Origin of the sequence: Thalassospira sp. ER-Se-21-Dark (assembly GCF_017922435.1) — a bacterium.
Classification (GTDB): domain Bacteria; phylum Pseudomonadota; class Alphaproteobacteria; order Rhodospirillales; family Thalassospiraceae; genus Thalassospira.
This window is the reverse complement of the sequence record NZ_VDEZ01000001.1, coordinates 1,124,153-1,138,085: the sequence shown is the minus strand read 5'-3', so window position 1 is coordinate 1,138,085 and position 13,933 is coordinate 1,124,153. Positions and strand designations below refer to the sequence as shown.

Genomic DNA, 13,933 nt, shown 5'->3' with positions numbered 1-13,933 from the left:
GCGATCCAGATGGTTGCATGATGCGTATAGCAAACTACGCTTTAGACAATTCAGACTATGGTGAGATGCATGCCACATTTCGAAATGCCGACACTCATGATGGTGTCCCACGGCAACAGCGGTAATGGCGGTGATCCGGCAGGGGACCTTGCGCGGACAATTGCACCTGACTGGAATGGCCGCGTCAGCCACGGATATATGCGAAGCCGACCTTCTGTCAGTGATCAGCTTGAAATCCTTAAGGAAACGGCTGATGCCAATCGTCTGATTGTTTTCCCGCTATTCTTCAGTGAAGGCTATCTGGTGTTCGAAGAACTGCCAGCCAAATTGCATGAGGCGGGGCTCGGCGATGCGGTCATCCTGCCACCGGCCATCAACCTTCCGGGTTTTTGTGAAATGATTGCGGCGCACGTCCATGCATCAGCACGCAATCGTGGCTGGAGCCTTTCTGAAACATCTGTCTTTCTTGTTCCGCACGGCTTGAAAACCCTGACAGATCCGCTTCCCGAAACAGTCCGGCTTGCGGATCGTCTGGGGCGGATTTGCGTTGGCGCGGAAATCTGCATTGGCAATATCGAAGGATCACCGTCGCTTGGCGATTGGCGCGACATCGCCGCCCACAGGCAGGCGATTATTGTGCCTATGCTTGCCGGTGGTGGAACGCATGCGCGCGAGGATCTGCCTGAACTGCTTGATGTTAAATCAGATGAACGTGTCAAGGTGCTGGCACCGATCGGGCAGTGGTCTGAACTGCCGGGTCTTGTTCTGGCAGAAGCCGAACGTCATGTGGCGCGTTTTGGCGGCATGGCAGTGCCCTTGGGGCCGAGTGGACAGGACCTTTGGGCGGAACGCGCACAGCGTTCTGCCTAACGAGCAGGATCAACCCAAAACCGGTTTGAACTGTGTTTCCGCCGCCTTGCGCAGAAGATAATCACGAAACAGGCGCACGGCACTGGTCAGATTGGCGTTTCCTTCGTGGGCAATCAACAATTGGCGTTTGGCCCAGTCATCGGCAATCGGCGCGCCAGCGATGTTCATATGCCCGATATAGCCCGCGACCGAGCTTTTGCGCAGGAAGCCAATCCCAAGACCCGCCGCAATCATCTGCCGCAAGGAGCCAAATCGGACGACCTTGATATGCGGATGCATGTCGAGTTTGATTTTCGATGCGGCCTCGGAAATCAGATCATCAATCACGCCGCCTTCATGCAACGAGATGATGTCGTATTTGGCGGCTTCGGAAAATTTCACCGGTTTTGGATTGTCGGTATTGGGGATCAGCGGATGCCCCTTGGGGGTCACAACCCAGATCGGATCATCACAGAACACATCATGGGATAGATCGCCAAGCGGGCTGTTATCAGCCAGAATTGCCAGATCAGCGCGGCCTTCACGGACGGCGTCGGCACTTTCGCGCGACGTCAGTTCACGGACATCGACCGTGATGTGCGGGAAATCGCGTTCAAAATCGGCCAGGAACGATGGAAGGCCGGTCAAAATCGCCGAAGTGACCGCGGCAAGATAGATCTTGCCCTTTTCACCGGCGTTGAAATCGCGCAATTCGTTGGAAAGATGGTTCAGATCGCCCAGAAGCTTTTCGCCATAACGGGCAAAGATCGTGCCTTCTTCGGTCGGTTCGACCCCGCGTGGCAGGCGGCGCAAAAGCTTGACGCCCAACATGGCTTCAAGTTCGCCAATGCGGCGCGAGACTGCCGAAGTCGCGATATGTTCGCGCCGGGCAGCTTCATTGATACTTCCGGCGCGCACGATGGCGACAAAAAGCCGGATGGTCACGATATCAAACTTTTGCATGGAACCGTTGTCGGTGGTTCAACCCGAAGCGTCAAGAAGTTTGAGGGTGCGATGATTTAAGGACCGTCGCACCATCCTCAAACGATAAGGAAAGGCGGGTGCCTTAACCTTCAATCTGACGCCATGCCTTGTTCCAGTCCGCAGTCAGTTCTGCGTGGTTTTTGGCCTGGGATGCTTTCATGATCACGGCAACCTGAAGGGCACGAACAAAGCTGGTGAACCAACCGATACGGACTTCGCGTTCGATGCTGGTGGTGTCTTTGTAAGCAATCGTCGTCATGGCTTTGATCCTTGTAGAACCGTTTGTGTCTGGGGTGATTGCAGATATACCGACAGCCGGTTCGGACGACTATTCTCGTTTCACCGCTATCCCGTTCTTGATTGGAGAACGGTGTGGTTATCGTATTGAAGTAAAAACGTTATTTCATGTTGCATCGCCTAACATCGATTAAGGGATACGGTTTTTCAGCCGGTTTTGCACTGTGTTGTGAGCTGTGCGGGGACTAACCAAGGCATGCGCATCATCGCGGTTTTCGGCACTTATCGATATCTGCTATAGCTTGGGGAGTTTTACGACAGGGATGGTTTATACATGACCGGCACGCACGATAATCTGGCCTATGAACAGGCCCATGGCAGCGGATTGCAGGATCATCTTGGCTATCGACTGGTGGAATGGACGGAAGACCACGCGGTGGTCGAACTTGATGTGCAAAACCATCACTGCAACCGCGCCGGGATTCTGCATGGTGGCGTGCTGACAACCCTGATGGATACGGCGTCTGGCTATGCTGTGTGTTTCTGTCCTGTGCCGGGCAATGTGCGCAAATCCCTGACCCTGTCATTGACCACCAATTTCCTGGGGATGGTGAGGGATGGTTTGGTCCGGGTTGTTGCCCGCAAACAGGGTGGCGGACGCAAGGTGGTGTTTACCGAGGCAACTGCCTATGACGCGGATGGTAATGTGATCGGCACATCGACGGGTACGTTCAAATATCACCGCGGTAGCGAGAATCCGAACGGGGTTCCGCGTGATGCGTGAACGGAATATGCGCGCGTAGCGAATGGCGTTCGTTACCGGAAATCGCAAAGAGCTTTAGCTGGCTTCCGAGGTCGGGATGCGGCCAAAGATGCTGGCAAAATCGGTTTTGCCCGGTTTGGGGCGCTGCAATTGCAGGCGATCGCGGATGGCATCAAGGTGGCGTGACATTTCAGCCGCCGCGACATCGGGATCACCACTAAGCAGGGCATTGAGCAACTGGTCATGTTCCGTGTGGGAGCAATCGACCGGCTGCGGGCTTTCATACATGGCAATAATCAGCGACGTGCGCAGGATCAGGCGTTCAAGGAATTCCTCGATCACCAGATTGCCGCTAAGTCGTGCCAGCAACAGGTGGAATTCACCCGACAAAATGATGGCAGCGCGATGATCCCCGCGATGATGGGCATCATGTTCGCGATCCAGATGCGCCTTGATCTGTTCGGCGCGTTCCGCGGTCATGCTGGTGGTGACCTTGCGGGCAACGCCATCCTCGATCATGCGGCGTGCGGAAAAGACTTCGATCGCTTCGTCAATGGTCGGTTCGGCGACAAAGGCGCCGCGATTGGGTACCAGATTGATCAGCTTGTCATGGGCGAGCTGCAGGAAAGTTGCACGGATGCGCGCACGGCTGACCCCGAAGGTTTTGGCAAGATCTTCCTCGATGAGCTTCATGCCCGGCTCCAGACGGCGATCCAGGATAGCGTCGAGCATCTCGTGATAGATCATTTCCTCCGGGCGCAGCTTTTCGCTGCCTTTATAGCTGCCGGTCTGTTCGGCCTTGGCCATCGCGACGATACTTTCCATCGTTCATGTTCGTTGGGTGGTTCTCTATTTCTACAAAATTGTTGACGATTTGCACAACATAAAATGGTTCTTTATTTTCCGTGCAGGGACAAAGATGATTATAATTTTCGCACATAATGAACAGTGACTAATAAATATGCATAAAGTGGACATAAAACGGGCAGAATGAGGAGCCTAACAAACGCGCCAGTTTTGACGGTTTGGCGGGACTCGTTGAAAAACTGCCAATGAAATCAAGTGGCACGCATCTTGCCTTAGATCGCTGACATGATTGTTAACAATTTTGCATGCAGCGACGGGTGAGCGGATGACGGGCAACGGGGCCATTGAATTGATTGCTGTTAGTAAATTCTACGGCAGCACACAGGCAGTGAAATCGATTGATCTGCAAATTCCGGCAGGGGCGTATTGCTGTTTGATTGGTCCGTCGGGGTGCGGCAAGTCAACTACACTGCGCATGATCGCCGGTCATGAAGTGATCAGCGAGGGCGATCTTTTGATCGGGGATCGCAATGTGACCGAACTGCCGCCAGTCAAACGCGGCACGGCAATGATGTTTCAGAATTACGCACTTTTCCCGCACATGACCTGTGCGGAGAACGTTGCCTTTGGCCTCAAGATGCAAGGTGTCTCCCCATCGGATCGTAAAGATCGGGCCAAAGAGATGCTGGCCCGGGTCCATATGGAGCAATTTGCAGATCGCAAGCCCGACCAGCTCTCTGGCGGGCAGCAACAGCGTATTGCTTTGGCGCGTTCCCTGATTACCGAGCCGTCCGTGCTGTTGCTTGATGAGCCGCTTTCGGCCCTTGATCCGTTCCTGCGGGCGCGTATGCGTGATGAGTTACGCCGTCTGCAGCAGGAACTGGGCATTACCTTTGTTCACGTCACCCACGCCCAGGATGAGGCATTGGCGCTTTCGGACATGGTGGTCGTGATGGAAGACGGGATCATTCGCCAGAAAGGCACCCCGCACGAAATCTTCAACCAGCCCAAATCGCGCTTCATCGCGAACTTCATGGGCGGTCAGAACATCTTCAAAGGTACCGTTTCGGAATCCGGTCCGGCAGGCACGTTGCTTGCGCGCGGTCCGGACAGTTTCTTCCTGCCCGGTTTTGCAGACGGCAAGGCGGGCGAGGACATCGAATTCACCATTCGTACCGACCTGATCGGTCTGGACGAAACGCCACCAGCAGACAGCAAGAACGGTCAGATCCCTGTCGAAATTACCACAGTCGAGTATCTCGGCCTGTGGGTTCGGATTGTCGCAACGACAGCCGACGGCAAGGAAATAACCCTAATGAAGACCGAAAGCGAATTTCGGCAGGCACCGGTCAGGCGACTGGACAAATTCATCGCCTATTGGAAGCCGGAACATGCCCATGTTCTGGCCTGAATGAAATAAACCAACAAGCTATCAGGAGTGCTTCACATGACGATCGAAAAGAAAATTTCGAAGAAAACAGTCGAGACGGAAACCGGCGTTTCGCGCCGTGGCTTCGTTAAGGGTGCAGCGGTTGTAACCGGAGCTGCCATAGGTTCGGGCGCCATCACCGGCTTCCCGACCATCTGGGCGCAGAACATCAAGGACGTTACCCTCCGTCAGTTCGGTACCGGTGTTTCGAACATCAACGCCGTTGCGGACAAGGTCAAAGAAGATCTTGGCTTTACCCTTCAGATGACTGCCCTTGATTCTGATGCGGTTGCCCAGCGCGCTGTGACCCAGCCAAACTCGTTTGATATTGCCGATATCGAATACTGGATCTGTAAGAAGGTCTTCCCGGCCGGCACCATGCAGCCGATGGATACCACCAAGCTGAAAAACTATCAGTACATCTCCAAGCTGTTCATTGATGGCAAACTGACCCCGGATTCAGAAATCGCGCAAGGCACCGCGCCGCATACGGTTGGCTTCGTTGAAGGTGCCGACAGTGTCGAGTTTGCATCTGCACCGACCCAGTGGATGACCCTGATCCCGACCATTTATAACGCAGATACCCTTGGTATTCGCCCCGACCTGATTGATCGCGAAATCACCAGCTGGGCCGATCTGCTTGATCCGGCATTCAAGGGCAAGGCATCGATCCTGAACATTCCGTCGATTGGTATCATGGATGCGGCGATGGTGTGCGAAGCCATGGGCGAAGTCACCTATGGCGATAAGGGCAACATGTCCCAGGAAGAAATCGACAAGACCATCGCGGTCATGATCGATGCCAAGAAAGCCGGCCAGTTCCGCGCCTTCTGGAAGAGCTTCGATGAGTCGGTCAACCTGATGGCATCTGGCGAAGTTGTCATTCAGTCCATGTGGTCGCCGGCCGTTGCGGCCGTGCGTTCCAAAGGCATCGCCTGCAAATACCAGCCGCTTAAGGAAGGGTATCGTGCATGGGGTGGCGGCATCGGTCTTGCCAAGCACCTTTCGGGTCTCGAACTTGAAGCAGCCTACGAATATATCGACTGGTACCTGTCGGGCTGGGTTGGTGCGTATCTTAACCGTCAGGGTTACTACAGCGCAGCGCCGGAAACCGCGAAGAAGTTCATGTCCGAAGACGAGTGGGGCTTCTGGATGGAAGGCAAAGCCGCCGAAGGCGACATCCTTTCCCCGGAAGGCAAGGTCATGGAAAAAGCTGGTGCGGTTCGCGATGGCGGTTCCTACGAAGAGCGTATGGGTTCGGTCGCGTGCTGGAACTCTGTCATGGACGAGAACAAGCACATGGTTCGCAAGTGGAACGAATTCATCGCAGCATAATCTGCGACAGATATCTGGTGGGCGCGGCTTTGGTCGCGCCCGTCACCTCGACTTTCTGATTTTACGTTTTCAATTTTCCGACAGCATGTCGGGCCCATTTATTCGTTTTTACTTTTTGGTTTTCTGGCAGGGTTTCAAGGACAGAGCATGGCTTCTGATACGTCAAAAAGATCGTCCTATTTCCTGATCTCGCCAATGGCGCTGATCTTTGCGGTGTTTCTTGTCATCCCGCTTCTGACCATTGTTGTGGTCAGTTTCTGGGACTATGACGAATATCGTATCCTGCCGGACTTCATTTTAGAGAACTACAAGTACCTGTTGGGCTCCTCGGTAACCTGGAGCATCTATCTCAATACCCTGAAATATGCCGTTCTGACTTGGGTCTTCACCCTGCTGATCGGGTTTACCGTCGCCTATTTCCTGGCGTTTCATGTGCGCAGTCTGACCTGGCAGATCGTTTTGTTCATGCTGTGCACCATTCCGTTCTGGACCTCGAACATCATTCGCATGATTTCGTGGATCCCGTTCCTTGGGCGTAACGGGCTTTTGAACTCTGCCCTGATCAATCTGGGGATTGTCGATCAGCCACTTGAATTCCTTCTGTTTTCCGATTTCGCAGTCGTGTTGGCAGATGTCCACCTTTACACCCTGTTCATGGTGGTGCCGATCTTCAATTCCATGATGCGCATTGACCGGTCCTTGATCGAGGCGGCGCGCGATGCCGGGGCCAGCGGGTTCGAAACCTTGAAATCCGTCATCGTCCCGCTGTCCAAGCCCGGCATTGCCATCGGGTCGATCTTTGTCATCACGGTGGTGATGGGCGATTTCATCACGGTCCGTTTGATGAGTGGCGGGCAAAGTGCCTCGGTCGGTTTGCAGATTTCCAATGAAATCGGACTTCTGCAATATCCGGCCGCAGCCGCCAGTGCGGTGGTATTGCTGATCACGGTTTTGCTGATCGTGACTGCATTGTTGCGTCTCGTTGATATCCGCAAGGAGCTGTGATCATGGCATTGTTAACCAAAACCCGTGAACGCCGTCCGACCAGCTTCTATTTCCTTGCGGCATTTTTTACGCTGTTCGTGCTGTTTCTTTATGGTCCGATGCTGACGATCTTCATTCTGTCCTTCCAGGGCGAGAATGGCGGTCTCACCTTCCCAATGAACGGCTTTTCGTTCCACTGGTTTGGCAATCTGTTTGAACAACAGGCCGTAGGTGATTTTGGTGGATCGTTCAGCCGGTCGCTTAAACTTGGTCTGATTGTCATGGTGGTGACGGTTGTTGTTTCGTTCATGGCTGGTCTTGCCTTCCGCAAGCGATTCCGGGGCGACAGCGTGATTTTCTATCTGGCGATTGCCAGCCTGATTGTGCCGTCGATCCTGATTTCGCTGGGGATCGGTTTGCTGTTCAATATTGTTGAAAGGCAACCGCAATGGTTTACCTCGGCCCTTGGTGCGCATCTGACATGGACGTTCCCGTTCGGTCTTCTGATCATGTTTGCGGTGTTTAACCGGTTTGATCCGTCTTATGAGGAAGCGGCGCGCGATCTGGGCGCAAGCAACTGGCAAACCATTCAGTATGTTGTTTTGCCGATGGTGGGGCCAAGCCTGATCGGGGTTGCGATGTTCTCGTTCACCCTGTCCTACGATGAATTTGCCCGCACCCTGATGACGGCCGGTGCGCTCAATACACTGCCGCTTGAGATCTATGGCATGACAACCAACGTCACCACACCGGTACTTTATGCACTGGGCACGGTGACCACCGGGTTCTCTTTCCTGGTGATTGCACTGGCATTGGGCACGGTTGCGATCATGCGCCGCCGCAAAGGACAAAAAGCATGAGCCGCATTGCCGTTATCAATCCCAACTTGTCGACCGGCTTTACCAAAAAGGTGGGTGAACAGGCGCAAAGGATTGTTGGGCCGACAACACAGGTTTTAGCGCTCAACCCGACTTTCGGCCCGGATAGTATTGAGGGGTATTACGACGAGGCCTTTGCCAGTGTCGGATTGCTCTCGGTCATTCGCGAACTTGAAGCTGCACCCGAACAGGAATCGGACCCAATCGGCGGCTATGTGGTGGCGTGCTTTGATGATACCGGGGTGGATGCTGCGCGCTGCCTGACCGGTGCGCCCGTGCTGGGGCTGTGCGAGGCGGCCCTGCGTATGGCGGCCGCCGTGTCATCGCGCTTTGCGATTGTTACCCCAATGCCGGTTTCGGTCCGGCCGCTTGAACATCTGGTGTCGAAATACGGGGCATCATCGCAATGTGTCGTCCGGGCCGCCGGTGTGAGAACGCTGGATTTCGAAGGGGCCAATGCCAAGGCGGCGTACGTCGCACTTAAGAAGCAGGCGGAGATTTGCCTTGCTGATGATTATGCCGAGGCGATTGTTCTGGGCTGTGCAGGAATGACCGATATCGCCGATCGCCTGACCGAGGAGTTATGCGTGCCAGTGATTGACGGGGTCAGTGCCGCGGTCAAGATGATCGAGGCCATGGCGTTTCTGGGGCTTCGCACAAGCAAGGTCGGTGCCTATGCCAAGCCGCCGCTTAAGGCGTACCACGGCATGTTTGCGGACTTTGCGCCGCAGGGCTGACCGCTAGCAGGTTGTCATAAAATCAGGTTTGTTTCAGCGCGTGTTCCACCTCGGACAGGTGGCGGCGCATGGCGTCTTCGGCGCGTTTGGGGTCGCGTTGCTCAATCGCGTTGATGATGTCGCGATGCTGGGTGCTGAGTTCTTCGATCAATGTGTCTGAATGGCTGCTTTCGCGCAAGCGTGCCCATGCTGCTTCGCGGCGGACTGCATTGACGGCCTCAAACACCGCCAGAAACAGCGTGTTCTTGACCGATTCGGCCAGGCGCTGATGAAAGGCGGCATCCCATTTTTCGTATTCGGCCTGTGTGGTCGCACGGGCGGCCTTTTCGACCATGCTGCGCATGGCGTCGATATCGCCTTGTGATGCGCGAAGGGCGGCGAACCGGGCCATCGATGGTTCGATTTCCTGACGGACTTCCATGATTTCAAACGGGCTGGTTTTGGTGGCCAGTCCTTCAAGCTTGCGCAGGCGCGGGGTTGGCGGGGTGCCAACAAAGGTGCCCTGACCCTGACGGCGCCAGATCAGGCCTTCGGATTCAAGCTGATCAAGCGCCTTGCGGAGCGCGCGCCGACCGACATCAAGCTGTTCGGCAAGGGTGCGTTCGGCGATCACTCGCCCGTCCTTGACAAAGTTCCCCTGTGCAAAGCCGGTCTTAAGCTTTTCTGCCAGCGCCTGGGTCGCGAATTCAGTCATGGTTTTTGGTCATTTTTTTATGGCGTTTCTATCGATGTTTACAGATGCGTATCTATTGGCGAACCAATGCGCACCTATCATTGTAAGCCATTGGTTTATCTAAGAACAAGCATATACAATTCCTGTTTGTTCCCAGATGTTTGCAAGGACGCCTAGCTCAGAAGGTCATAGAACATCCGCGCAGACGTGATCGCCAGAAACAGGCCAAAGCACATTCGCAATGCCCGGCGTGGAATGGTGTGGGCAATACGTGCCCCGATTGGTGCACACAGTACGGTCATCGGAATAAGCAGGGCCGCCGCCAGAACATTGACATAGCCGATTGAAAATGGCGGGCGACCATCGACACCAATGCCCGACATCGCATAGCCGATGGTGCCGGGAAGGGCGATGATGAGGCCAATCGCGGCCGAGGTGCCAACCGCGCGGCGGATGTCGTAACCAAGGAAATTCAGGACCGGCACGCAAATGGTGCCGCCGCCAATTCCCATCATGGCCGAAAGACTGCCGGCAATCACCCCAAGTACCGCCCAGATGGATTTTGGCGGGTTTTTGGTTTCGTTGGTTTCGCGGTCTTTCACAAGGATCATGTTGCCAGCCACGATCAGGGCGACAACGGCAAACACGATGGTCAGAACCCGGCCATCGGCCAGTCCGCCAATCGCGGTGCCAAGGATCACGCCGACGATGATCGCCGGGCCCCAATGTTTGAGCAGGGCAATATCGACTGAGCCCTTTTTATAGTGGCTGCGCGTTGATGAGATTGCCGTGGCAATGATTGTGGTCAGCGATGTGGCGACAGCGACCTGCATGCGAAGGCTTTCATCGACACCCATGGTGGTCAGAAAATGATAAAGCACCGGGACAATCACAATCCCGCCGCCAACACCGAGAAGCCCGGCCATGATCCCGCCAAGGACGCCAGCAAACAGCATGGCTGCGCCCCAGACGAGATAGAGGCTCATGGCGCCATCCATTTCAAACATTCGAACCAATCCGTACCAATAATGATATCAATTAATAAGTGGTACTATCCATCTTTGATCGTTGTGTGCAACAAAATCCTTGTTTTCCGGTAAATATAATTTTGCGCTTGCGAAATTGGGTTGTGAATGCCAACAATGTGTCGACAATTTGATTGAACCAAATTAGTAATGGTTCAACGATCTTCAGGAATGTTATCAGGAGGCAAGACACATGTTCCGCAAGATTGCTGTTGCTGCCGGCTTGATGGCTGCGGCCATTGCATGCCCGGCGCAAGCGCAGGACTATCCAGAAAAGCCAATCGAATTCATCGTTCCGTGGGGCCCGGGTGGCGGCAGTGACACGCTGATGCGTATCGTTGCCCAGGGTCTGGCCGAAGAAACCGGCAAAGCCGTCCCGGTCATCAATATGCCCGGTGTTGGTGGCAATGTGGGTCTGGCTGAATTCGCCAAGCGTCCGGCCGATGGCTACACCGTTTCTCAGATTCATGAAGGTCTTCTGATTTCCAACGGGACGGGCATTACCGACCTGAACTGGGACAGCTTCATGCCGATCGCGCTGGTGACTTCGTCACCGCAGTATCTGACGCTTTCGAAAAACGACAATTTCTCGAACTTTGAGGAAATGGTTGCCTATGCCAAGGAAAACCCGGGTGCCGTGCGTGCCGGTGTGACCCTTGCAGGCGTGCCGCATCTTCACATGGCGATGATCGAAGACGCCTTTGATATTGAATTCTCCTATGTTGGGTATGAAGGCACCGGTCAGCGTATTCGTGCGCTGGTTGGCGGCAATATCGACGTTGCCATCGGTGACGTTTCCTCGGCTGGTCAGTTTGTTGAAAACGGTGAACTGGTCTTTGCTGCGGTTGGTATGCCCGAGCGTACCGAAGAAGCCCCGGACGTTCCGACCTTTGGCGAGCTGGGCCACGATCTTGATCTGGCGGTGACCCGCGGTGTTGTTCTGCCGAAGGGTACGCCGCAGGAAATTGCAGATGCCCTCGAAGCGCATCTCGAAAAGGTCATGCAGCGCGAAGACGTCCGTAGCAAGGTCACCAATGTTGGTTCTTCGCCGATGTTCCTTGGTCAGGAAGAATACAAGGCCTATCTCGGCAAGTTGTCCGACACGGTCAACCGTCTGGTCGGCAAGCTCGAAGGATGACGACCCCGAACGGGAAATCAGCAGCAGCGGATGCATCGGCATCCGCTGCTTTGCGTGCAAAAATTGAAGTCGCACGGCTGATTTCATATATCGTTTTTGGACTTGGATCGGTTTATCTGTCGATCCGGGCGGGAGAATTGCCGACGTCACGATGGGAGCCGCTGGGCGCAGGATCGTTCCCGAAACTGGTTTTTGCTGTTCTGGCTGTCTTGTGCCTGATCGCGTCTGTGCGTGCGGTTCTTGATATCCGAAAGGCCGGTCATCTTGATGGCTTTGCGCATGCATTCGGTCAGTGGGTCAAGGTGCGTCGCATTTCATTTGCGATTTTTGGCTTGCTGGTTGTCTATCTGCTTGCGCTGCCGGTTGCCGGGTTCTCGTTGGCAACTTTTGTCTTCCTGTTGATTACCCAGCTTTTGATTGCCGGTATTTCGAAAAAGACTCTCATACAGTCGATCATCGCCGCCCTGATTTTCTCGGTTGGTTTGAACATCCTGTTTGCCGAGGTCTTTAACGTGTTTCTTCCGCGTGGCGTACTGTTCGCGGCCTAAGTAAAGTTTACGATCATGTTGGACGCATTTATTTCCGGTGCCCATCAGGTGTTCGCCTTTGACACCTTGATCTACATGCTGATCGGTTCAATTGCCGGGATCGTGGCAGCCGCCATTCCGGGCTTTACCGTGACAATGGCGATTATCCTTACCTTGCCACTGACCTTTGCGATGAATCCATTGCAAGGTGTTTCGGTGATGTTGTCGGTTTATGTCGGCGGCTATACCGGCGGGCTGATCAGTGCAGCCCTTCTGGGGATTCCCGGTACACCAAGTTCAGTCGCAACCACGTTTGATGCCTATCCGATGGCGCGCGGCGGAGAACCGGGACGTGCGCTTTCGCTTGGTGTGTGGTCATCGTTCTTCGGGACGGTTATTTCCACCATTGTTCTGATTGTCGCTGCCCCGCCGCTGGCGCTTTTGGCGGTCAAACTGGGGCCCTGGGAATATTTCTCTTTGATCGTGTTTGCGCTGACCATTGTCGCAAGCCTTGTGGGCAATTCGCTGATGCGCGGTTTGATTGCCGGGGTGATTGGTCTGGGCCTTGCGACCATCGGCCCGGATCCGATGATGGGTCGCCCGCGTCTGACCTTTGACAGTGATCTTTTGATGCCGGGCCTGCCGTTTCTTGTTGTCCTGATCGGTATTTTTGCCATCAGCCAGTTGATGAGCGAAGTTGAGGATCACGGCAAAGGCAAGGGCAGTGATGCGCTTATTCCCGATGTCATCGAATTCAAGACCTGGGCGGTCATGCGTGAAGTTCTGATGCATCCGGTCAATCTGGTGCGTTCATCACTTATTGGTGTGTTTATCGGTGCTCTTCCGGGTGCAGGCGGCTCAATCGCGAACCTTCTGGCCTATGATCAGGCCAAGCGAAGTTCCAAAAATCCCGATGAATTCGGGAAGGGCAACCCCGATGGCGTGATTGCGTCCGAGGCCGGGAACTCTGCCACGGCCGGTGGTGGTCTTATTCCGATGATTGCGCTGGGTATTCCGGGATCGGCGGTGGATGCCATTCTGATGGCGGCCCTTATGGTGCATGGCATATCGGTGGGTCCGCGTCTGATCATGGACAATGCCGATCTGGCCTATGGCATGTTCGTTGCCATGGTTGTGGCGTCGCTCATGATGCTGGTGGTTTGCGTGCTGTCGATGCGTTTGTTCCTGCGCGTGACCGACATTCCCAAACAGTTCATCGTGCCGACTGTCATGATCTGTTGTGTGATCGGGGCCTTTGCGCTCAATAACCGGGTGACGGATCTTTATCTGCTCGGTGCGATTGGACTTGTCGGCTATGGATTGAAGTCGCTTGATTATCCGCTGGCGCCGCTGGTGCTGGGTGTCATTCTGGGACCGATTGCCGAAACCAACCTGCGCCGCGCGCTGATGAGTGACGGTGACTGGACGGTGTTCTTTACCCGTCCGATCTCCGCCATTCTGCTGGCGGCCGCCCTTCTTTCAGTCATCTTCAGTGTCCGTTCGGTGCTGAAGATGCGCAAAAAAGACCGTCCTGCCACCGATGAACAAGACGGCGATTAAGGATTAG

15 protein-coding genes are annotated in these 13,933 nt (G+C 54.7%); 10 read left to right on the top strand and 5 right to left on the bottom strand.

Annotation, left to right across the window (positions count from 1 at the left end; all coding sequences use genetic code 11):
- Positions 1 to 69 precede the first annotated feature (69 nt).
- A complete protein-coding gene (locus FHI25_RS05165) occupies positions 70 to 870 on the top strand; it encodes a CbiX/SirB N-terminal domain-containing protein (protein ID WP_210515700.1) in 801 nt (266 codons plus the stop codon).
- A 9-nt stretch (positions 871 to 879) separates the two neighbouring features.
- On the opposite strand, the gene FHI25_RS05160 is transcribed toward FHI25_RS05165, so the two are convergent.
- Both FHI25_RS05160 and FHI25_RS05155 read right to left on the bottom strand, forming a co-directional pair.
- Entirely contained in the window at positions 880 to 1,812 is a 933-nt protein-coding gene (locus tag FHI25_RS05160; protein WP_210515698.1) for a LysR family transcriptional regulator, read from the bottom strand.
- Positions 1,813 to 1,915: 103 nt separating this feature from the next.
- Complete coding sequence (locus FHI25_RS05155) at positions 1,916 to 2,092, bottom strand: hypothetical protein (protein WP_157097706.1); 177 nt, start codon at positions 2,090 to 2,092, stop codon at positions 1,916 to 1,918.
- 312 nt (positions 2,093 to 2,404) lie between these two features.
- Between FHI25_RS05155 and FHI25_RS05150 the strand changes: the two genes are divergently transcribed.
- Positions 2,405 to 2,854, top strand: a complete 450-nt coding sequence (locus tag FHI25_RS05150; RefSeq protein ID WP_210515696.1) for a PaaI family thioesterase — start codon at positions 2,405 to 2,407, stop codon at positions 2,852 to 2,854.
- A gap of 54 nt (positions 2,855 to 2,908) precedes the next feature.
- Here the strand turns inward: FHI25_RS05150 and FHI25_RS05145 are convergent, their stop codons facing one another.
- A complete protein-coding gene (locus FHI25_RS05145) occupies positions 2,909 to 3,658 on the bottom strand; it encodes a GntR family transcriptional regulator (RefSeq protein WP_210515694.1) in 750 nt (249 codons plus the stop codon).
- A gap of 307 nt (positions 3,659 to 3,965) precedes the next feature.
- Between FHI25_RS05145 and FHI25_RS05140 the strand changes: the two genes are divergently transcribed.
- The 5 genes from FHI25_RS05140 to FHI25_RS05120 all read left to right on the top strand — a co-directional run bounded on the left by FHI25_RS05140 (position 3,966) and on the right by FHI25_RS05120 (position 9,003).
- Entirely contained in the window at positions 3,966 to 5,051 is a 1,086-nt protein-coding gene (locus FHI25_RS05140; RefSeq protein WP_210515692.1) for an ABC transporter ATP-binding protein, read from the top strand.
- 36 nt (positions 5,052 to 5,087) lie between these two features.
- Complete coding sequence (locus FHI25_RS05135) at positions 5,088 to 6,404, top strand: PotD/PotF family extracellular solute-binding protein (protein WP_210515690.1); 1,317 nt, start codon at positions 5,088 to 5,090, stop codon at positions 6,402 to 6,404.
- Between the two features lie 147 nt (positions 6,405 to 6,551).
- A complete protein-coding gene (locus FHI25_RS05130; protein ID WP_008888643.1) occupies positions 6,552 to 7,409 on the top strand; it encodes an ABC transporter permease in 858 nt (285 codons plus the stop codon).
- 2 nt (positions 7,410 to 7,411) lie between these two features.
- Positions 7,412 to 8,248, top strand: coding sequence for an ABC transporter permease (locus FHI25_RS05125; protein WP_210515687.1), 837 nt, complete (start codon positions 7,412 to 7,414; stop codon positions 8,246 to 8,248).
- On the top strand, positions 8,245 to 9,003 hold the full coding sequence (locus FHI25_RS05120; RefSeq protein ID WP_210515685.1) for an aspartate/glutamate racemase family protein: 759 nt from the start codon (positions 8,245 to 8,247) through the stop codon (positions 9,001 to 9,003). The genes FHI25_RS05125 and FHI25_RS05120 overlap by 4 nt, the downstream gene beginning before the upstream one ends.
- Before the next feature lie 22 nt (positions 9,004 to 9,025).
- Here the strand turns inward: FHI25_RS05120 and FHI25_RS05115 are convergent, their stop codons facing one another.
- Together FHI25_RS05115 and FHI25_RS05110 are read right to left on the bottom strand one after the other, a co-directional pair.
- Positions 9,026 to 9,697 carry a FadR/GntR family transcriptional regulator gene (locus tag FHI25_RS05115; RefSeq protein ID WP_210515683.1) on the bottom strand — a complete coding sequence of 224 codons (672 nt, stop codon included), beginning with the start codon at positions 9,695 to 9,697 and terminating at the stop codon, positions 9,026 to 9,028.
- Between the two features lie 152 nt (positions 9,698 to 9,849).
- Positions 9,850 to 10,683, bottom strand: coding sequence for a sulfite exporter TauE/SafE family protein (locus FHI25_RS05110; RefSeq protein WP_210515681.1), 834 nt, complete (start codon positions 10,681 to 10,683; stop codon positions 9,850 to 9,852).
- 211 nt (positions 10,684 to 10,894) lie between these two features.
- Between FHI25_RS05110 and FHI25_RS05105 the strand changes: the two genes are divergently transcribed.
- From FHI25_RS05105 to FHI25_RS05095, 3 genes are read left to right on the top strand one after another with little or no spacing between them, the layout of a single operon-like run.
- The gene (locus FHI25_RS05105) at positions 10,895 to 11,839 is read left to right on the top strand and encodes a tripartite tricarboxylate transporter substrate binding protein (RefSeq protein ID WP_210515679.1); all 945 of its coding nucleotides are present in this window, start codon (positions 10,895 to 10,897) and stop codon (positions 11,837 to 11,839) included.
- A complete protein-coding gene (locus tag FHI25_RS05100) occupies positions 11,836 to 12,387 on the top strand; it encodes a tripartite tricarboxylate transporter TctB family protein (RefSeq protein WP_210515677.1) in 552 nt (183 codons plus the stop codon). Before FHI25_RS05105 ends, FHI25_RS05100 begins: the two co-directional genes overlap by 4 nt.
- A 15-nt stretch (positions 12,388 to 12,402) precedes the next feature.
- Positions 12,403 to 13,926 carry a tripartite tricarboxylate transporter permease gene (locus tag FHI25_RS05095; protein WP_210515675.1) on the top strand — a complete coding sequence of 508 codons (1,524 nt, stop codon included), beginning with the start codon at positions 12,403 to 12,405 and terminating at the stop codon, positions 13,924 to 13,926.
- Positions 13,927 to 13,933 lie beyond the last annotated feature (7 nt).